This is a genomic window from Clostridiales bacterium (assembly GCA_017961515.1).
Classification (GTDB): Bacteria; Bacillota; Clostridia; order Acetivibrionales; family RGIG10202; genus RGIG10202.
Window position 1 is genome coordinate 39,181 of sequence record JAGCXC010000013.1, and the last position, 21,918, is coordinate 61,098.

A 21,918-nucleotide genomic window follows, 5' to 3' on the forward strand; every position below is an offset into this window, starting at 1 on the left:
AAAGACTCTTCAAAAAGAGCCTTTGACTAAAATTATTTTTCAACTACTTCCATCTTAGATATAGATACTTCATAAGCAGTTTTAGAGAGAACGTTTCCGTCGGAGTTCTTTTTTTGATAATTTCTAGATTGGATTCGTCCCCATAATTTTATTCGATTTCCAACTTGTAGTTTTTCGCAGTATCTGGCATTCCTACCCCATGCTATGCATGGTATGTAGTCAGATCTGTTGTATTGTCTATTTACTGCAAGTATTAAATCACTAATTTCTCTACCAAAAGGTGTAACCCTATATATTGGAGGTTTGCATAAAAAACCATCTAAAAATATTTGATTTGGATTATAATGTTTTGTCCCTTCATCCAAGATTTCAACTTCTCTTGCGAAAACAGTAAGAATAAGTCTGTTATTCTCGCCATCTTGATTATTATAAGATCTAAATTGACCGATTATTTTTAAATTTGTACCAACTTCCAGGTTATTTATTGGAATTAGTCTTTCAGATATTGTAACAGGGATAGTATCAGAACTATCGCTCAACCGGTTTATGTTTAGCATAAATTTATAAAATTTTTCTCCATAGAATTCATGATTAGGTTCTAGAGGTGAGGCAATTTTTCCTAAAACAGTTACAGTGTTATTAGCGACTGTACTTTCGTTCATATTTAGTTTCTCCTTTCATGAGATATAATGTTATCTATTTTTTTAGTTTTCCTATTTGAATGTTTATTCATGCATTATAGAAAATAGAAGTATAATTTGGCAATAGATCTAGAGTATTGAGTTTAGATCTATGCCACTTACCATTGCAAGCATAGCAACAGCTAACATGTTGTAAGGATTGATAGAATGGTAAGGTAATTTAAAAACATATTCTTGTGGTTCAAATGTGATGCCATTGTAAGAGTGAATGGTTTTGGTTAGCGAGCACATAAAACTTGAATCATATAAAAAATCACCAATACTAGAGGTTGAAAGATTGGCGAGATTATTGAAACCATAAGTGATTATGTGACAATGTTTTAAAGAAAAATAATTGAATACATCGAAGTTATCGGAGTTTATTATAAGGTATGCATTTGGTTTTAAGAGAGATAATATGCTTTTTAATACAGAAAATGAATTTTGTATAAAGCTTTCTGTAGATCCATCTAATATTAAAATATCAAATTTTATGTTTTCAAACATCAAAGCATGTATGTCAGACAACGATGTTTTTATGATGAATATTGTATAAGCGTCGTTGCTTACAGATAGGCTTTGTATCCAATTTTTACACCGTGTATCAATAACGTGTATATTCCATTGTGTAGAATTGAATATAGATTTTATAAAATCGATAGTTGTTATTGAATCTTCTGGTTCAATCATGCAAGCTAAAAGCATTGTGACAACCTCTCTTTAATTTTTATTTACTTTTATGTTGTGTAATTTAAAACTAAAATATACAAAGATCACTATAGACTAATTAATATTAGCCTATAGTAAGTTTTCACGTAGATAAAGATGGATTATTTTGATTTTTTTGCATAGATCGAGCAGGTAAAACAAATGAATCTATAATGGTTGTGTTTGATAGAGCATCGACGTCAAGTTTAAAATTTTTAATGGCTAGTAATATTGTATCAATAGCATCTTTTTCTTTTACAGAAAGATTGTTGTCTGGATCTAAGTACATTTTTTTCATCGTGTTATAAGCATAATTAGTTGATAATTTATGTATAAATGTTTTAGCTTCGTTTATTTTATCCAAAGAAAGATTAAGACTATTTAAACCTTTGTTAACTTCAGTATTGCCAAGGTGGAATGGAACTCTTTGAATAGAAAATCTACTAATGTCATGATAGTATTTCTTAAGACAAGACACAAGTAAAGGTGCATCTTTTAGTTGTAAAGATATTTTTATTATGATTTTTAAATTTTCTGGATTTTTGCTTTTAGATAATACTTTTAAATATTTGCGGGATGCACCAAATATGTCTTTATCATAGATTAAAGCTCCTTTTTTTATAAGATAGTGGGTAAGTTTTAGATTTTTTTCACGTATAGACATATTAAGAGGAGTGAATCCCTTTTTGCTTAGTACATTTATATTAGCACCAAGCCTTGCCAAACAACGAAGCATGTTGCAATTTTTCATATTTAAAGCAAGAATCATAGGACATACACCTCTATCATCCATAATATTTACATCGGCGCCAAGACGGGCTAAAAGCCTAACACCAGATATGTTGTTAAGGTAGGTGGCAAGGTATAACGGGGTTTCACCAAATCTATTTCGTATATCAATTTTTGCACCATGATCAATCAAAAATCTACAAAGATTGGTATCATTATAATACAAAGAATAAAACAAAGGAGTATACCCATGAATATTTACAGCGTTTACATTGGCTCCATTTTCAACTAGACATTTGACTAGTTCAAAGCTTCCGAATGTAGCCATATGAAGTGGTGTTAAGCCGTAGTCATCTTTGACATTAAGATCTTCACCAAGTTCAATTGATTTATGTAATAAATCTAGGTTGTTACTTAGAGCAGCATAAAAAGCTAAATTTAAATTTGGATCATTTACAGATAGTTGATTGTTAAACCCTCTTCTTGTACTATACATAAAAATGACCTCCTAAATTTTGTTTGTGAAGTACTATAATACAATTATATTGTATTTTTTGACATTATGGTATAGATTTTTTTTATCTAAAATTTAGTGATTCATCTCTTACTTCTATAAGTAATGGATAAATCGCTAGAAAAATATAGTGATAAATTCTAAAGACGGGAAGAGTTTTATGGCAAAAATTTGTGATATAGGTAGGGTGGAGAATGCAGCAGAAAAACGATTATAGGGGACTTAAATTTTGGAATCTTTTAGTTTTGCCCCTTGACACATACAAAAAAAAAGATTAGAATTAGTGTTGTGAGACTTGTAAATTGAATAGCTGATACAAAGGAGGTGGGTACTATAAATACCGGGGTTATGATAGTGTTATTTATAGGGTTAATTATTTTAATTACAATATTGAAATATATTTGGAATTTTAGATTTAGTAAAGGTTTTAAAGAGGGAATAGAAGAGAGAAAAAAAAGAGAAGCAGAGGATTTAGCCAATGCTGAGAGTGGGGCAGCAAAGATTATTAGTGAAGCTGAAAGAATGGCAGAGAATAAAAAAAGAGAGCTCCTTATAGAGGCAAAGGAAGAAATTCAAAAGTGCAGAGTAGAAATTGAAAAAGAAGTAAAAGAACGTCGTGGAGAGTTACAGCAGCAGGAGAAGAGACTAATCCAGAAAGAAGAAATGTTAGATAAAAAGATGGAGGCAGTCGAACAAAAGGAAGCAATTGCAGATCAAAAAGCTTTAGAAATTGAGGAAAAACAGATTGAAATATTAAAAATTGAAGAACAAAGAGTGCGTGAGCTTGAACGTATTTCAAAGCTTTCTGTTGATGATGCGCGTGCATATCTTTTAAATAAGGTAGAAAATGAGATGAAATACGAAACAGCCATGCTTATAAAAGATATAGAGACAAAAGCTAAGTTGGAGGCAGATAGAAGAGCTAAAACAATTGTGGCTAATGCGATACAAAAGTGTGCTGTTGATCATGCGTCTCAGGTTACTGTTTCTACAGTTACGTTACCAAATGATGAAATGAAGGGAAGGATAATTGGTAGGGAAGGTAGAAATATAAGAGCGTTAGAGACATTAACAGGGGTAGATATTATAATAGATGATACGCCAGAGGCTGTTGTATTATCGGGGTTTGATCCTGTTAGAAGAGAAGTAGCAAGAATTGCTCTAGAAAAGCTTATACTTGACGGAAGGATTCATCCGGCCAGAATAGAAGAAATGGTGATTAAAGCCAAGGAAGAAGTAGATGAGTTTATTAGACAGGAAGGGGATAGGGCTACATTTGAGACCGGTGTTAACTCTATACATCCTGAGATAGTAAAGTTACTTGGAAGACTTAGGTTTAGAGCAAGTTATGGTCAGAATGTGTTGAATCATTCAATAGAGGTTGCGCATTTGTCCGGTCTTATGGCAGAGGAATTAGGTTTGGATGTTTCGTTAGCGAAGAGAGCTGGTTTGTTGCATGATATAGGTAAGGCAGTTGATCATGAAATAGAGGGATCTCATGTTACAATTGGTGGAGATATTGCTAAGAAATATGGTGAGAACGATCTTATTGTGAATGCTATATTGTCGCACCATGGAGATATTGAGCCAACATCTGTAATTGGAGTAATTGTACAGGCTGCAGATTCAATTTCGGCAGGAAGACCTGGTGCTAGAAAAGAAACATTGGAGACTTACGTTAAGAGGTTAGAAAAGTTAGAAGAGATAGTAACATCATTTGAAGGTGTAGAGAAATGTTATGCGGTACAAGCAGGAAGAGAAATAAGAATAATGGTTAAACCAGATGAAGTGTCAGATATAGAGATGGTTATAATAGCTCGAAATATTGTAAAGAGAATAGAGGATGAGTTAGATTACCCAGGACAAATAAAAGTGAATGTTATAAGAGAAATGCGTGCAATTGAATATGCAAATTAATAATAACATACAATAGATAGCGTGTATGTATACAGAATATATCACGCTTTTGTTGTATTTATAAGAAATGGAAGTAGGAGATAAAGGGTTATGGTAAGGGTACTATTTATAGGAGATATTTATGGGAATTTAGGTAGAAAGACGCTAAAAAAATACATAGCGGATATAAAAAGAGAAAAAAATGCGGATTTTTGTATTGTAAATGGAGAAAATTCGGCAAGTGGAAGAGGGATAACTTACGCTATTGCATCTGAGTTTTATAAGTTGGGTGTTGACTGTATAACTCTAGGAAATCACACGTGGGGAAAAAATGATATATTAAATTTCATAGATGACGATGCAAAGATGGTTCGTCCTGCAAATTATCCAATAGGGTCACCTGGCCAAGGAAGTAGGGTTATAGAAAATGATAAAGGTTTAAAAATAGGGGTTGTTAATGTATTAGGTAGAGTATATATGGATGGAGTCGATTGCCCATTTAAGGCGATAGAAAGAGAAGTGTCTTATCTAAAAAAGTTTGTCAAGGTAGTTATTGTTGATGTACATGCGGAAGCCACCTCGGAAAAGTGTGCGATAGCATGGGATTTCGACGGTAAAGTTAGTGCGATATTGGGTACGCATACGCATGTGCAGACATCAGACGAAAGAATACTTCCTTTTGGTACAGCATTTTTAACAGATGTAGGTATGACAGGTCCGTATGATGGGGTAATAGGTGTTGATAGGAACATAATAATAAAAAGGCTTAAGACAGCAATGCCGCAAAAATTTGAATCAGCGACAGGGTTATCTCAGCTAAACGGAGTGTGTTTAGATATAGATGAAAATACAGGTAAAGCTATGGCTATAGAAAGGATTAGTTATAAGGCTTTAGATGTGAAATAGGTATTTTATATAGCGTGGTTATGGTAAGGTTAAGTAATAGGTTAGAGGGTGAGATTTATTTTTATGCAAGAAATATATTTTGATAATGGAGCTACTACAAAGCCTTGTAGTGAGGTAGTTGATGTTATGGTAGATAAATTTAATAATACATATGGTAATTCATCTGCATTGCACAAAAAAGGTATGGAGGCTGAGTATGTATTAAAGGATGCAAGATCGGCGATTGCTGAAACCTTGCGTGCTAGTGCTAAAGAGATAATATTTACATCTGGTGGAACTGAGTCAAATAATTTTGCAATAAAGGGATTTCTTAAAAGAAATAGAGGAAGGCATATAATAACTACAAAGATAGAACATCCATCTGTGTTGGAAGTGTTTAGGTATATGGAAACTTTGGGTTATAGAGTAGATTATCTGGATGTTTTAAGTAATGGCACAGTGGATTTAAATAAATTTAGAGGTAGCATATGTGAAGATACAAGCCTAATAAGTGTGATGTATGTCAATAATGAAACAGGTGCTATACAACCCATACAAGAGATAATTGATATAAAAAATGAGATTAAGCCCGATATAAAAGTACATGTTGATGCGGTGCAGGCTTATGGTAAACTAGATATCAATTTAAACAAACTAAGAGTTGACATGATGTCGATTAGTTCGCATAAGATACATGGCCCAAAGGGAGTAGGTTGCCTTTTTGTAAGGGAAGGGGTAAAGATTAGTCCATGTATGCTAGGCGGAGGGCAGGAAAATGGCCTACGTTCAGGAACAGAGAATGTTCCATCCATTGCAGGATTTGCAAAAGCCTGTGAAATAATGTATGCTAATATAAATCTTAATTATGAGAAACTTAAGGGACTAAAAGAGACCTTTTTGCATGAGTTATCAAAAACGGATGTTGAGTGTGAGATTATATCGCCAGAAGATGGATTACCATATATATTAAATGTTGCATTTTTGAATACAAAATCAGAGGTAATGTTACATCATTTAGAAGACAGAGGAATTTATGTGTCAACAGGGAGTGCGTGTTCTGAAAAAAGAAAGAAATATAGTCATGTATTGATGGCTATGGGAAAGAGACAGCAGGTAATAGATGGAGCTATAAGATTTAGCTTTTCACACTTTAACACGGAAGAAGAAGTGAAAAAAACAGTGGCTATAATAAGAGAGATTATACCGTATATTTATATAAAACGTGGGGGAAAGAATAGAAGATGAAAAAGATTATATTAGTAAGATGCGGAGAAATTTTGTTAAAAGGTTTAAATAGGTCAGTGTTTGAGGACAAACTTATTAAGAATATAAAGAGATCCTTGTACGGGCTTGGTGTTATAAAGGTAAGAAAATCTCAATCTAGAATATATGTAGAACCAGAGTCAGATGAGTATGATTTTGATTTGGCAGTAGATAGACTAAAAAGAGTATTTGGTATAGTATCGCTTAGCATAGTATTTAAAGTAGATACAAATTTTGATGTTATAAAAGATAGAGTTTTAGATATAGTAAACATAATATTAAAAGAGAACAACTATAAAACATTTAAAGTTGAGACAAAGAGGGGAGATAAGAGCTTTCCTATGACGTCACAAGAGATAAGTTGTGAAATAGGGGGAGTTATACTAGATCATCATAATGATTTGGTTGTTGATGTTAGTGATCCAGATTTTGTAGTGTATCTAGAGGTAAGAGAGGATACATATATATATAGTGAAAAAATAGATGCAAGTGGAGGGATGCCAACTGGGACAAGCGGAAAAGCTATGCTATTGCTGTCAGGTGGAATTGATAGTCCTGTTGCAGGATATAGTATTGCAAAAAGAGGAGTTGAGATAGAGGCTGTTCATTTTTATAGTTATCCCTACACAAGTCAAAGAGCAAAGGACAAGGTAATAGAGCTTGCTAAAATAGTTGCAAAGTACTGTCATGGCATAAAATTACACATAGTCCCATTTACAGATATACAATTGGAGATAAATGATAAGTGTCCACAACAAGAGATGACAATAATAATGCGTCGTATGATGATGCGTATTGCAGAAAAAATTGCAGTTAAGGATGAGGCAACTGCATTAATTACAGGGGAGAGTATAGGGCAGGTTGCAAGTCAAACAATGAGTGGGTTATATGTAACTGATAGAGTAGTACAAATGCCAGTATTTAGGCCGTTAATAGGTATGGATAAAAATGAAGTGATAGATATAGCTAGAAAAATAGGTACATTTGATACATCGATATTGCCGTATGAGGATTGTTGTACGGTTTTTGTCGCGAAGCATCCTAATACTAAACCTAAGCTTAATAAAATAGAAAAATTTGAAGAGGTACTAGATATAGGAAATCTCGTATCAAAGGCAGTAGATGCTATAGAGGTAATAGAGGTAAAAGGGTAAATTTTAAAAAATATTATTAAAGAAGGCTTAAATTGTATGTTTTGTCGCCAAGTATCCATTGGTGGATGCAAGGCGATGTTTTTAGTTTTATAAAAGCATATATATGTATTATAGTGGAAATGGGGAGGAAGTCATTCTTTTTCTAGTTCGCGCAATAATTTATTAAGGGCTTTTTTTTCGATACGAGATACGTACGAGCGAGATATTCCAAGCAGGTTTGCAATTTCAATTTGAGTTTTACTATTGCCATTGTATAACCCATAGCGTAGTTCTATTATGATACGTTCTCTATGTTTTAGTATTTGTCTCATTTTTGAGTAAAGATTTTTTATTTTAAGTTTTAATTCTACTTTAGAGAAAATATCTGGTTCATCGCAGCGAACGATCTCCATAAAGTCTATTATGTTACCGTCTTTGTCAGTGCCAATGGGGTCTTCTAAGTAGACATCGTTACCAAACTTTTTTGAGGCACGTATGTGCATTAGAATTTCATTTTCTATGCATCGGGCAGCGTACGTCGCAAGTTTTGTTCCTTTGTCTATTTCAAATGAAGTTATAGCCTTTATTAGACCTATTGTCCCTATTGATATGTAATCGTCGATTTCGTTCGGATTTGAGCAATATTTTTTTACTATATGTGCTACTAGTCTTAAGTTGTGTTCTATCAAGATATTTTTTGAAGTAATGTCACCATCTTTAAACAGTAGCAAATATTTTTTTTCTTCATCGCTGTTAAGAGGTGCAGGAAAAGAATTGCTAGTTTTAACATATCCTAAAAGTAATACGCCACTGTGTAGTATCCAATTGATGTACGAAACTAGAAAGCCAAACAAAAGAGATCACCTCGCAGTGGGAAAATAATATTAGGTAGTGATATTCTATGAATATAATAAATGTTTAGTGCAAGTCTTATGATGAGGTTTGAAAAAATATTTTAGTTCACGGGTTTAGCTTTTTTGAATATTGTGATATAATGATTGCTGGATTAATAGAATAATTTTAGAATAGAGATGAGAGGATGATAAAGTTGACTAAACCTAATAAGTTAGTAAAAAAAAGAATTGTTATTTTAATGATGGTATTTACTATTGCAATAGTAGGTTTAGTGATAAGAGTCGGTTTTATACAGATAGTTCATGGTGCGTGGTATAGGCAAAAGGCTTATGAACAACATAATAAAGACAGAGAGATAGCACCTAAAAGAGGGGCTATATATGACAGAAATGGTAACGAATTGGCTGTTAGTGCTACGGTAGAAAAGCTGATCATAAGTCCTAAAGATATAAAAAAATCCGGCAAGTCTATTAATGAGATTATAAAAAAGATTGCAACTACATTAGATTTAGACCAGGAGTACGTTGCAAAAAAAGTTCAACGTAACAGCAGGTATGAGATAATTAAAAAACGTATACCAAAGGAAGTTGCAGATGATATACGAAAGTGGAAGAATGACAATAATATAACGGGTGTTTATTTAGATGAAGACGTAAAAAGATATTATCCTAATGGATCACTTGCTGCACATATATTGGGGTTTGTTGGTGATGATAATCAAGGGCTAAACGGGATAGAATTTATTGCGGAAAAATATTTAAAGGGTAGTCCAGGTAAGATATTAAGTGAAGTTGATGCTAGTGGCAGAGCAGTTCCATTCAATGAAGAAAAAAGAATAGAGGCTACTAATGGTCTAAATGTTGTTTTGACTATTGATGAAACAATACAATATTTTGTACAAAGAGCATTAGAACAGGCGATAGAGGAAAATGACGTTTTAGATGGGGCAGGGGCTATAGTGATGGACCCCAATGACGGTGAAATATTAGCAATGGTGTCTAAGCCAGATTTTGATCCAAATGATCCAAGGAAAGCGCCAAAGGGATATGATACAAGCAGATGGAAGGGAAATACTAATGAAGATATAAAAATATTGTCTGAGACTGTGTGGAGAAATAAGACAGTAACTGATACATATGAACCGGGTTCTACATTTAAGGCAATAACATCGGTAGCTGGGTTGGAAGAGGGAGTAGTAACACCAGAAACTTCAGTTAATGATGTTCCTATAAATGTGCAAGGTAGAAGGATAAAATGCTGGAGAGCAAGCCCACATGGCCAGGAGACATTTCGACAAGGTGTGTATAACTCATGTAATCCTGTTTTCGTAAAGGTAGCACAGGAATTGGGTATGGAGAGGTTTTATCAATATGTACGTGCATTCGGATTTATGGATACAACGGGAATAGCGCTTCCAGGAGAGGCGAGGAGTATTTTTCATAAAAAGCCTATAGAGATAGATATGGCAGTTGCGTCGTTTGGCCAGAGGTTCCAGATAACACCGATACAGTTGATAACAGCATATTCGGCAATTGCTAATGGAGGTAATTTGGTAAAGCCTAAGATTATAAAGGAACTAACTAATCAGGATGGACATATTGTAAAGACATTTGAAACTGAAGTAGTTAGGAATGTTATATCGAAGAAGACTGCTGACACGATGAGAGAAATATTAGAGGGTGTTGTTACATACGGAGGAGGAAATAGAGCATACGTTAAGGGATATAGAGTTGGAGGGAAAACTGGTACATCCGAGACGACAACTAAGGATAGATACATAGCTTCTTTTATGGCGATAGCTCCGGCAGATGAGCCTAGAATATGTGTATTGGTTTTGTTGGATCATCCAACAGGAGAAAGTTATTATGGTGGAAGAATTGCTGCGCCGGTTGCTGGTCGAATAGTTGAAGATGTTTTAACATATCTTGATGTTGAGAGGAAATATACTAAAAAAGATATGGAGATGATGGAACAGGAAGTTGAGGTGCCAGATATTTGTGGAAGACTTGCCACAGAGGCTACTGACATATTAACACAGCACGGTTTACTTGCACGAGTTGAAGGAGAGGTAGAAGATTGTATAGTGGAAAAACAATTGCCAAGCGGAGGAGACAAGGTTTCTAAAGGGGCGAATGTTGTTATATATACTAAGAAAAATGAAGGCGAAGTATTAGAATAAGAGTATGGAGGAATAAGAGATGTTGTTAGTAAAGTTGATAGAAGGACTACAGATACAAGAATTCAAGGGAAGTGTTGACATAGATGTAGAGGGTATTGCATGTGATTCAAGAAAGGCTAGGAATAATGGTATATTTGTTTGTATAGATGGATACAAAGTTGATGGACACAATTTTATAGATAATGCTATACAAAATGGGGCAAAAGTTATATTTGTGCAAAAGGATGTAAAAAATTATGACAATGTGACAATAATTAAAGTTACTGATACGAGATATGCATTAGCGTACATATCCAATATATTCTATGGTATGCCGTCAAAAGATCTAAATATGATAGGAATAACGGGTACAAAAGGGAAAACTACAACGACATATATGATAAAATCTATCTTAGAGAAGAACAAAAGAAAAGTTGGGTTGATTGGAACAATAATGAATAAGATAGGGGATTGTGAATTACCAGCAAGTAGAACTACGCCAGAAAGTTTAGATTTACAAGCGTTACTTTGCGATATGAAGGACCAAAGTGTAAGTGATGTAGTAATGGAAGTGTCATCGCATGCATTGGAGTTATCAAGAGTGGAGAAGGTTGCTTTTAATATAGGTGCATTCACGAACTTATCCCAGGATCACTTGGATTTTCATGAGACATTTGATAATTACTTAAACGCAAAGATAAAGTTGTTTAGTTTGTGTGATATGGGAGTTGTAAATATTGATAGTGAATATGGCCCAAAGGTTGTACAAAAATCTAAATGCAAAGTATATACTTATGGTATAAGAAATAATGCAGATTTTGTAGCGTGTAACATAAAAACATATTCAGATAAAGTTGTTTTTGATGTAAAATCTGATATAATAAATGAGAGTATAGAGGTGAATGTACCAGGTATTTTTTCTGTTTACAATGCTCTTTGTGCTATAAGTATTACGGCACTTATGGGAATAGAGCCAAGTGCAATAAAGGCTGGGTTAAGTGATGTTGTTGTTCCTGGGAGAGCAGAGATTGTTGAGGCGAATGATGAATATACAGTAATGATTGATTATGCGCATTCACCAGATAGTCTTAAAAATATACTAGAAACTGTTAAAGGGTATAAGAAAGGACGTTTGGTCAGTGTGTTTGGATGTGGTGGCGATAGAGATAAAGCAAAGAGACCTATGATGGGTGAGATTTCAGGAAGATTAGCTGATTTTACAATAATTACATCAGATAATCCTAGAACAGAAGATCCGGATGTAATAGTAAAAGAGATAGAGGCAGGAATAAAAAATATTACAAAAGAGTATATAACAATAACAGATAGAAAAGATGCGATAAAATATGCAATAGAGAATCATAAGAAAAATGATATTATTGTATTAGCGGGCAAAGGACACGAGACATATCAGATATTTAAAGACAAAACAATTCACTTTGATGAGAGGGAAGTAGTAAGGGATATAATTAAAGGAGAGGGGGCACATTAATTTTGGAATGCATGACAATAGGTGAGATCCTTAGTGCAACTGGTGGACAGCTTCTGCAGGGGTATGAAGAGAGCATAGTGACAAACATATGTACAGATTCAAGAATTGTAAATATGGGTGACTTGTTTATACCTATAGTAGGAGAAAAATTTGATGGGCATCAGTACATAGAAGACAGTATAAGAGCAGGTGCAGCTTCTGTTATAGTAAGCAATAAGCAAAAAATAAAAGACAAGTATGTAAATATTATAGAGGTAGAGAACAGCAAACGTGCGTACCTAGATATTGCAAGTTGGTACAGGAAGAAATTTGTTATACCATTTGTAGGGGTGGTAGGAAGTGTAGGAAAAACGTCGACAAAGGATATGATAGCCTGTGCTTTGGGAAATGTAGAAAGAGTACTAAAGACTAGTGGAAATTTTAATAATGATATAGGGGTTCCAAAGACTATTCTTAGTATAGACAAAAGCCATGATGTGGCTATAATTGAGATGGGAATGAATCATAAAGGTGAGATATCTAGGCTTACCAATGTTGTTAGACCCAATTATGTGGTTATAAGTAATATTGGAGTGTCGCATATAGAAAACTTAGGTTCAAAGGTTAATATTCTAAGGGCAAAATTAGAAGTGCTAGAGGGAATGCAGCCAAATGGAGTAGTATTTATAAATAATGATGATGATATGTTAAATGGTGTGATAGATAAAATAGATTTTGAAGTAGTGACGTATGGCATAAAAAGAGATGCTAAGTATAGGGCAGAAAATATATCTGATAAGGGAGAAGACGGAGTAGAGTTTGACGTAAAAGTAGATGGAGTAACTTATAGAGTATGTGTCGATGCGGTAGGTATGCATAATGTATATAATGCACTTGCGGCGATTGCGGTTAGTAAAAAGATGGGGCTTGACATGAGTGATATAATTAGTGGTATAAAAAATTTTAAGCCAAGTAAGATGCGCCTTAAAGTAGAGGACCGTGGGGGGATAAAGATAATAAACGATTCATATAATGCAAGCCCAGATTCTATGAGAGCTGCAATAGATGTATTGGATAACTTATCAAATAATAGGCGTGGTATAGCTGTGCTTGGTGATATGCTGGAACTGGGCGACTATGCGATTAGTGAGCATGCTAATATTGGTAAATACATAAATGATACAAATGTTAGTTGTGTTGTCGCTGTAGGTGAAAAAAGCAGGTATATAGCAAGTGAGCTAGATGATAGCAAATGTGTGTACTCTTTTGATGATAAAGACAAGGTGATAGACTTTTTAGATAACTATCTGAAACAGGGTGATGTAGTTCTGTTTAAGGGTTCGCGTGGTATGCATTTAGAAGAGATAATAGATGGGATAGATTGTTTTGGATTGGAGGAGTCAAATTGATAGATAGTGGTGTACATTGCTTAATTATGATAATTTTGTCAGCGGTAGTAGTGCTGGCTATTACACCAGTGATGATACCGATATTACATAAATTTAAGTTTGGGCAAACAGTGAGAGATGATGGACCAAAAGAACATCTAAAAAAGATGGGAACTCCTACTATGGGAGGCATAGTATTTATAGTATCTATGGTTATTTTGTCGTGTATTGAGGCGAGATTAGATGCAAGAATTCTTGTATTAGTATTTGTGACATTGGGATTTGGTGCTGTAGGTTTTGTAGATGATTTTATAAAAATAAAAGAAAAAAGAAAAGATGGATTATATCCAAGACAAAAGATGTTTGGGTTGATATTTGTTGCTACAGTATTTGCGGTATGTATAAGAAAAATTGGGATTGACACAGGGGTAGTAGTACCTTTTTTAAAGGGAGTAGTGATAGACTTAAAATATTTATATGTACCATTTGTAGTACTTGTATTAATTTCTACAACAAATGCAGTTAATCTAACAGACGGGTTAGATGGGTTGGCAACTGGAGTAAGCACAATTGTGATGTTATTTTTTATGATAGTTGCAACAAGGGTTTCGGATTACACATACATAAAAATTTTTTGTGCAATAATGTCAGGAGGACTTATGGGATTTTTGGTGTTTAATAAAAATCCAGCAAAAGTGTTTATGGGTGACACTGGGTCATTGGCATTAGGTGGTGCAATAGCGGGAGTTGCTCTTTTGATGAAAAATCCCTTATTATTGATTATAGTATGTGGTGTATGTGTTATTGAGACACTGTCGGTTATTATACAAGTTACTTCGTTTAAACTAAGGGGTAAGAGAGTTTTTAAAATGGCGCCGCTACATCATCATTTTGAATTGAGTGGAATGCGTGAAACAACAGTTGTGAAAATGTTTTGGCTTTTAAGTGTGTTGTTGTGTGTAGTAGGGTATTTTTCCATAACATAAGACTGGGGGAGAAATTGTGAAGAAGAGGCCATTTGATTTTTTGATTTTTTTGACGGTGTTGACTTTATTAGGGTTAGGAACGATAATGGTTTTTAGCGCAGGTTCGCCGCATGCGTATACGTATTTAAATGGTGATACGTATTATTTTTTAAAGAAACAATTGTTATACGCAGCAATCGGACTTGTAGGAATGTTTTTCACAATGAACATAGATTATAGGAAGTTAGGTAAAATATCGCCTATATTGTTTATTGCAAGTGTAGCATTGCTTGCGCTGGTGTGTGTGCCTGGGATAGGTAAGAGCTTAAATGGAGCAAGAAGATGGATTGGTATAGGTGGCTTTACGGTTCAGCCATCCGAGTTTGCTAAGGTAGCAGTTATTCTGTTCTTTTCATACAGTATCTCAAAGAGACAAAATAAGATGACGAGTTTTAAAGAGGGATTGTTACCATATCTTTTATTGGTGGGGGTTATAGCAGGACTTTTATTGGCAGAACCTCACTTAAGTGGTACTATAATAATAGGTGCAGTTGCGTTTATAATACTTTTTGCGGCAGGGGCAAGGATAAAGCATTTTTTGATGCTTGGTGTGCCAGTGTTTGCGGCATTAATAATGTTGATACTAACGTCCGAATATCGGTTAAAAAGATTGATATCTTTCTTAGACCCGTGGAGTGATATACAAGGTGCTGGATGGCAGATAGTGCAGTCTTTGTATGCTATTGGATCAGGAGGAGTGTTTGGTAGAGGACTAGGCAAGAGCTTGCAGAAATTTTTGTATATACCTGAGCCATATAATGATTTTATATTTGCGGTATATGCAGAGGAATTAGGGTTTGTTGGAGTTTTGGCGGTACTTTTGTTGTTTACTATATTTTTATGGAGGGGTATAAAGGTTGCTACGCATGCGAGAGATTTGTTTGGTAGTTTAGTCGCGATAGGGATAACATGTTGGGTAATGGTGCAAATGGTGATAAATATACTTGTTGTGACGTCATCTATGCCAGTAACGGGAATGCCATTGCCGTTTTTCAGCTATGGAGGAACGTCTTTGATATTTTTACTAAGTGGTATAGGAATATTGCTGAATATATCAAGATATACTGATTATGAAAGGATTTGAGGTGAGTTTAAGTCAAGTGAAGATACTAATTGCAGGAGGAGGAACAGCTGGTCATATTAATCCAGGTATTGCTATTGCAAAATCATTGGAGAAGAATATGGATAATCCCGAAATAATTTTTGTAGGGACAAAACAAGGGCTTGAGACAAGATTGGTTCCAATGGAAGGATTTGGATTAGAACTTATAAAAGTGCGAGGATTTAAGAGAAAGATTTCGTTGGATACACTTAAGTCAGTGAAAGATACTTTTTTAGGGATATGTGATGCTGTAAAACTTATAAAAAAAATAAAACCAGATGTGGTAATTGGAACAGGTGGTTATGTGTGTGGGCCTGTACTTATGGTAGCAAAGATTTTTGGAATACCAACACTTATACATGAATCCAACGCAATACCAGGTGTTACAAATAAAATATTGGGCAGATTTGTAGATTGTGTGTGTATTAGTTTTGATGAAGCAAAGAAATATTTTACTAAATCAAAAAAAGTAGTGATTACAGGGAATCCATTGCGCCAAGGAATAGAAAGTAACACAGAGGTAGATGATGGTGGAGTTGTAATATTTGCTGGGAGCAGAGGAAGCCAGACTATAAATACAATAGTGACTAAAATGATTAATAAGTATGGCGAGGATATAGATTTTGATTTGACATTTGCAACGGGGGAAGCACGATATGATGAGGTTGTAGCGAAGATGGGATTAAAGAAAGTTAATATAAATATTGTGCCATATATATTTGATATGCCAAAAGTTATGGGTAGAGCAAAACTTATGGTAACAAGATCAGGGGCTATAACATTAGCGGAGATAACGGCAATGGGGAAGCCATCTTTGTTAATTCCATCGCCTTATGTTACAGCGAATCATCAGGAATATAATGCGCGTGCGTTGGAAAAGAAGGGTGCTAGTTTGGTGCTTTTGGAAAAGGATTTAAATGAAGATGTGTTGTACGAAAATATTGTACGGATTATAAGAGACAATGATAAGCGTGAAAAAATGGCTGCTGCAGCTAAAAGTATGGGTGTAATAGATGCAAATGATAAGATATTTAATGAGGTAAAAATGCTTATAAAATAGGATAGAGATAATAATAAAAAGACGCTTTCGATTGGTATGATCGGAAGTGATTTTTAATGTACCAATGATTTTTGAAAATGTCCTAAAATTTTATCAACATAAGCCCTAAATTTAAGGACATGTTTTTGTATTTATACTAATGTTTTTTAAGCAGCTTTTCTGACATTGTAATTATAATATTTCAACCTTTTATTTCATTTGAAAGAGCATGCATGTGGCTCGCTCTTTATTTCCTCCTTTGTTTTAAAGGATATTTTTAGTATCATCTGGAAGGATAATTTATTTTAGGACATTATCACATTTCAATCAGATACTTTTAAATTTTAAGAGTCTAATTGTTAACATAATAATAATCATAACATATAATTAAAAATAACAATACAGGGATAAAGTTCTTGAAACAGAGTGGAATAAGATGAATAGAAAGAAGTATTTTTTTAATGCAAAATGGTAAAAAAAATGACACATAATAAAAACAATGTTACAATGTTAATGTAAACAAAACATAGAAGGGATGTATTGAAATAGTATAGATGATAGCACAAAAATAAGGTAAATGTTTCACAAATGGAGGAGTGATGGGATAGAAACAAAGAGATGGAGATAGAAATCAATAAGTTTTAAAGAAAGATTTAGCAAAAAACATTGTAAGTGATTTAATGAAAGTATTTAATAAAGTAAAATAGGATGTCGTAAAAGTAAAGATTTAATTGAGCTTGAAAAATTATATATTAATTCATATTGGTAATGGAAGAGAGATAGTAAAGTTGTATAAATAATTATTCTAGAGCTATTTTAAATTATAAAAGTACTAACCAAGCATAGGAAGAATTATGTTTATAAATTTTTTCAAATATGGGAAGGATTTGATTAACATGAAAGAAGAAAAAAAATCAAAACTATTTAAAAATAGAGATATTGAAGAAATAATGAGGTTAGTTGAGGAAAGAAAGATAGATTTAAATGAGAAAGATTTAGATGGGACAACCCTACTTATGCTAGCATGTGAGTATGGGGATGAGAAAATAGTAAAGTTTTTAGTGGAGCATGGATCAGATGTTAATGCAAAAAAAAATGGAGAAAAAACGCCACTTATGTATGCATGTAATAGCGGGAATGAGGAAATAGTAAAATATTTAATTATGAATGGAGCAGATGTTAAAGTAAAAGATGGGTATGGCAAAATTTTAATTATACATGCATGCGAGGGCGGGAATAAAGAAATAGTAAAGTACCTAGTAGAAAACCATGGAGAAGATGTTAATGCAAAGGACGATTATGGTGAGAATTTATTAATGTACTCATGTGAGAGGGGTCACGAAGAAGTAGTTAAATATCTAATAGAAAAAGGAGCGGATGTTAACGTAAAGGATGATTCTGGCATGACTGCGCTTATGTATGCCTGCTTGAAGGGGAGAAATGAAATAGTAAGGTTCCTAGTAGAAGAGCGTGGGGCGGATGTCAATGCGGGTAGTATACGTAATGAGACTCCACTTATGTATGCTTGTTGGAGCGGAAGTGAGGAATTAGTGAGGTATCTAGTAGAAAAAGGAGCGAACGTTAATGTAGAGGATTGGTATGGCAAAATTCTAATTATGCATGCATGCGAGGGCGGAAATGAGGATATAGTAAGGTATTTAGTAGAGGATCATGGAGCAGATGTAAATGCAAGGGATAATTGCGAAAGGACTCTGATTATGCATGCTTGTTGGAGCGGGAACGAGAGAATAGTGAAATATTTAGTAGAGAATCATGGAGCAGATGTTAACGCAATTGATAATTGTGGTGAGACTCCATTGATGAATGCATGTGAGAGAGGTAAAAAAGAAGTAGTGAAGTATTTGCTAGAGCATGGAGCAGAAGTTGATGCAAAGAGTAATTACGACACTACTGCACTAATGTATGCCTGTTGGAGCAAAGATGGGGGAATAGTAAAGTTTCTAGTAGAGAATTATGGAGCGGATATTAATGCAAGTGATAATTGTGGAGAGACTCCATTAATAAATGCATGTAAGGGTGGGAATAGGGAATTAGTAAAATATTTAGTAGAGAATGGAGCAGACGTTACTGCAGAGGGTTATGAAGATAAAACGCCACTAATGTATGCGTGTGGAGGAGGAAAGAGGGAAGTAGTCAAATACTTAGTGGAAGAAAATAAAGTTAATCTTAACGCGAAAAATAAAAGTGGAGAAACCCCACTTATGTATGCATGCTTTCTTGGGAATAGAGAATTAGTAAAGTATTTAGTAGAGTATGGAGCAGATGTTAATGCGAAGGATAATAAAGATAGAACCCTTATTATGTATGCATGTAAAGGAGGGAAAAAGGAGGTAGTTAGGTATCTAGTGGAAGAGCATAGGGTGGATGTTAATGCGAATGATAAAAATGGAGGGACTCCATTAATGTATGCTTGTTGGAGCAGGGACGAGAAAATAGTAAAGTATCTAGTGGGGCATGGAGCGAATGTACATGTAAAAGATAATAGAAAAAGAGACCTTATTATGTATGCATGTGAGAGCAAAAGTGAGGGAATAGTTAGGTATTTATTAGATTGTGGAGTTGATATAAACACAAAGGATAGTGAAGGGAAAACGCCACTTGTATATGCGTATAAGGGTGGTAGTGATGAGATAATGATATATTTAATTGATAGGGGAGCAAATATGGAGGATATAATAGAGGAAGATATAAATGCAGCAATAAAGGTAGCAGGGAAATATCCACCCATGAAATGTGCGCTAGCTATCAAGGATAAAAATGTGAATGGGTTACTGGCTTTAAATGAGTTTTTTGAGAGTTATTGGAGAAATTATAACCAAGTAAATGCGAAGGGGAAGGCGGGTAGGATACTAGAAAGGACAATAAAAGCAGATTGGGCTAATAATTTTGCGAATTCATTAAAAAGATTAATTCCTAAGTTAGATGAGATGAAAAAGGACAATAGGACAAAAGAGGAAGTTGAGAAAATCGACAATGTAAGAAAACAGATTTTTGGATTTGTGAAGGCAGAAAGGGGAGAGTTTGAAAAAGGTATAATCCAAAACATTGGTGAGATTAGGAATAAAAAGTGAAGGGGTAGATATTTTTTAGCAAAAAGACTCCTAATGTTGACAACATAACAATCTTAGTGTACAATTTCAAATAACAATATTGGGATAATTTTCTTGCAATAAAGTGTTTAAAAAGTAGTAGAAAGGATTGTATCAAATATGAAAAAAGAAAAATTGTCACAACTATTTAAAAATGAAAATATAGATGAAGTAGTGCGGTTAGTTGAGGAATGGAAAATAGATTTAAATGAGAAATATTTAAATGGAGAGACTTCACTTATGTTAGCTTGTGAGCTGGGTAAAAAGGAAGTAGTAAAGTTTCTAGTAGAGAATAAAGGAATGGATGTTAATACAAGGGATTATGAAGATAAAACTCCACTTATTTACGCATGTGAAAGTGGAAGTAAGGAAATAGTAAAGTTTCTAGTAGATAAAGGAGCGAATGTAAAAATAAAGGATAAAAGAGAAAGAACTCTTATTGTATGTGCATGTGAGAGCGGGAGCGAGGAATTAGTAAAGTATTTAGTAGAGAATCATGGAGCTAATGTTAATGCAAAAGATTGGTATGACACAACTTCGCTAATGTATGCGTGTAAGAAGGGTAATAAAGAAATGGTAAAGTATTTAATAGAGCAAGGAGCTAGTATCAATGAACGGCGAAATTATTATGGTGCCAACCTATTCATGTATGCATGTAAGAGTGGGAGCGAGGAATTAGTGAAATATCTAGTAGAAGAGCAAGGGGTGGATGTCAGTGAAAAAAATTATGGAAACAAAACTTCATTAATGTATGCATGCGAGAGCGGGAATAAAGAAATAGTAAAGTACTTAGTAGAAGAATATAAGGCGGATGTCAATGCAAAGAGTACGAACCAAAGTACTGCACTTATGTATGCTTGTTGGAGTAAAAATGAGGAATTAGTAAAATATCTAGTGGAGCACGGGGCAGACATTAATGTAGAGGACGGATATGGCAAAACTCTAATTATGCATGCATGTGAGGGAGGAAGTAAAGAAATAGTAAAGTATTTAATAGAGGAACAAGGTGCTAATGTTAATACAAAAGATTGGTATGACACAACGTCTTGGATGTGTGCATGTAAGAGTGGGAATAAAGAATTAGTGGAGTATTTATTAGAACATGGAGTAGATGTTGATGCACGAGATTATGCTGGAGCGAATTTATTTATGCATGCCTGTTGGAGCGGGAGTGAGGAATTAGTGAAGTATTTGTTAAAAAACGGAGAGGATATTAATACAAGAGCTAATAATGGCAAAACTCCATTGATGTATGCGTGTGAAAGTGGAAATAAAGGATTAGTGAAGTATTTAGTAGAAGTGCAAGGAGCGGATATTAATGCAAGGTATAATTGGGGTGGTACTTTGTTGATGCAAGTGTGTTTGAATGGTAAAAAAGAAGTGGTGCAATATTTAGTAGAAGAGCAAAGAGTGGATGTTAATGCGAGGGATAATTATGGTGAAACTCCATTAGTATACGCATATAAGGGTGGCAATATTGGAATAATGATATATTTAATTAGTAAAGGAGCAAATCTAGAAGATATGTTAAAGAGGGAGATATACATAGATTTACCCGAAAGGGTAGCAGGGAAGTATCCACCGTTAGAATGTGCTTTGGCTATCAAGGATAAAAATATAAATGGATTGGTGTCTTTAAATAAATTTTTTGAGAGTTATTGGAGAAATTATAATAAAGTAAAAGCGAGAGGGAAGTCAGGTAGGATGATAGAACGTACAATGAAGGCAGATTGGACTAATAATTTTGCGAATTCATTAAAAACATTAGTTCCAAGGTTAGATGAGATGAAAAAGGACAATAGGACAAAAAAGGAAGTTGAGAAAATCGACATTGTAAGAAAAGAGATTTTTGGATTTACAAAGGTAGTAAAAGAAGAATTTGAAAAATCTATAATTCAGAATATTGGCGAGATTAGAAGTAGTACATAAAGTATGTAAGTTTTAGGAATACATTATTTGTAT

General features: G+C 34.1%; 16 protein-coding genes. 12 read left to right on the forward strand and 4 right to left on the reverse strand.

The genetic code is table 11. From position 1 onward, the window contains the following. Positions 1 to 32 precede the first annotated feature (32 nt). The 3 genes from J6Y29_00605 to J6Y29_00615 all read right to left on the reverse strand — a co-directional run bounded on the left by J6Y29_00605 (position 33) and on the right by J6Y29_00615 (position 2,613). Positions 33 to 662 carry a single-stranded DNA-binding protein gene (locus tag J6Y29_00605; protein MBP5426393.1) on the reverse strand — a complete coding sequence of 210 codons (630 nt, stop codon included), beginning with the start codon at positions 660 to 662 and terminating at the stop codon, positions 33 to 35. Positions 663 to 770: 108 nt separating this feature from the next. Continuing rightward, positions 771 to 1,385, reverse strand: a complete 615-nt coding sequence (locus J6Y29_00610; GenBank protein ID MBP5426394.1) for a hypothetical protein — start codon at positions 1,383 to 1,385, stop codon at positions 771 to 773. Between the two features lie 106 nt (positions 1,386 to 1,491). Then, on the reverse strand, positions 1,492 to 2,613 hold the full coding sequence (locus J6Y29_00615) for an ankyrin repeat domain-containing protein (GenBank protein MBP5426395.1): 1,122 nt from the start codon (positions 2,611 to 2,613) through the stop codon (positions 1,492 to 1,494). Positions 2,614 to 2,979: 366 nt separating this feature from the next. Between J6Y29_00615 and rny the strand changes: the two genes are divergently transcribed. From rny to thiI, 4 genes are all read left to right on the forward strand, one after another. Further along, a complete protein-coding gene (rny, locus tag J6Y29_00620) occupies positions 2,980 to 4,548 on the forward strand; it encodes a ribonuclease Y (protein ID MBP5426396.1) in 1,569 nt (522 codons plus the stop codon). A 90-nt stretch (positions 4,549 to 4,638) separates the two neighbouring features. Next, entirely contained in the window at positions 4,639 to 5,433 is a 795-nt protein-coding gene (locus tag J6Y29_00625) for a TIGR00282 family metallophosphoesterase (protein ID MBP5426397.1), read from the forward strand. Between the two features lie 63 nt (positions 5,434 to 5,496). Next, positions 5,497 to 6,657, forward strand: coding sequence for a cysteine desulfurase (locus J6Y29_00630; protein ID MBP5426398.1), 1,161 nt, complete (start codon positions 5,497 to 5,499; stop codon positions 6,655 to 6,657). Beyond that, positions 6,654 to 7,829 carry a tRNA 4-thiouridine(8) synthase ThiI gene (thiI, locus tag J6Y29_00635; GenBank protein ID MBP5426399.1) on the forward strand — a complete coding sequence of 392 codons (1,176 nt, stop codon included), beginning with the start codon at positions 6,654 to 6,656 and terminating at the stop codon, positions 7,827 to 7,829. Before J6Y29_00630 ends, thiI begins: the two co-directional genes overlap by 4 nt. Positions 7,830 to 7,960: 131 nt before the next feature. On the opposite strand, the gene sigK is transcribed toward thiI, so the two are convergent. Further along, entirely contained in the window at positions 7,961 to 8,662 is a 702-nt protein-coding gene (gene sigK, locus J6Y29_00640; protein MBP5426400.1) for an RNA polymerase sporulation sigma factor SigK, read from the reverse strand. A gap of 185 nt (positions 8,663 to 8,847) precedes the next feature. On the opposite strand from sigK, the gene J6Y29_00645 reads away from it, so the two are divergent. From J6Y29_00645 to J6Y29_00680, 8 genes are all read left to right on the forward strand, one after another. Next, complete coding sequence (locus J6Y29_00645; GenBank protein MBP5426401.1) at positions 8,848 to 10,842, forward strand: peptidoglycan glycosyltransferase; 1,995 nt, start codon at positions 8,848 to 8,850, stop codon at positions 10,840 to 10,842. Between the two features lie 19 nt (positions 10,843 to 10,861). Beyond that, positions 10,862 to 12,313: a UDP-N-acetylmuramoyl-L-alanyl-D-glutamate--2,6-diaminopimelate ligase gene (locus J6Y29_00650; GenBank protein ID MBP5426402.1), complete on the forward strand. Its 1,452-nt coding sequence runs from the start codon at positions 10,862 to 10,864 to the stop codon at positions 12,311 to 12,313. A gap of 11 nt (positions 12,314 to 12,324) precedes the next feature. Then, positions 12,325 to 13,701, forward strand: a complete 1,377-nt coding sequence (locus tag J6Y29_00655; GenBank protein ID MBP5426403.1) for a UDP-N-acetylmuramoyl-tripeptide--D-alanyl-D-alanine ligase — start codon at positions 12,325 to 12,327, stop codon at positions 13,699 to 13,701. Positions 13,702 to 13,727: 26 nt separating this feature from the next. Then, positions 13,728 to 14,666, forward strand: coding sequence for a phospho-N-acetylmuramoyl-pentapeptide-transferase (locus tag J6Y29_00660; protein ID MBP5426404.1), 939 nt, complete (start codon positions 13,728 to 13,730; stop codon positions 14,664 to 14,666). A 16-nt stretch (positions 14,667 to 14,682) separates the two neighbouring features. Next, positions 14,683 to 15,789: a putative lipid II flippase FtsW gene (gene ftsW / locus J6Y29_00665; protein ID MBP5426405.1), complete on the forward strand. Its 1,107-nt coding sequence runs from the start codon at positions 14,683 to 14,685 to the stop codon at positions 15,787 to 15,789. 16 nt (positions 15,790 to 15,805) lie between these two features. Next, complete coding sequence (gene murG, locus J6Y29_00670; GenBank protein ID MBP5426406.1) at positions 15,806 to 16,867, forward strand: undecaprenyldiphospho-muramoylpentapeptide beta-N-acetylglucosaminyltransferase; 1,062 nt, start codon at positions 15,806 to 15,808, stop codon at positions 16,865 to 16,867. Between the two features lie 875 nt (positions 16,868 to 17,742). Further along, complete coding sequence (locus tag J6Y29_00675) at positions 17,743 to 19,938, forward strand: ankyrin repeat domain-containing protein (GenBank protein ID MBP5426407.1); 2,196 nt, start codon at positions 17,743 to 17,745, stop codon at positions 19,936 to 19,938. 138 nt (positions 19,939 to 20,076) lie between these two features. After that, entirely contained in the window at positions 20,077 to 21,885 is a 1,809-nt protein-coding gene (locus J6Y29_00680; protein MBP5426408.1) for an ankyrin repeat domain-containing protein, read from the forward strand. The last annotated feature ends 33 nt before the right edge of the window (positions 21,886 to 21,918 follow it).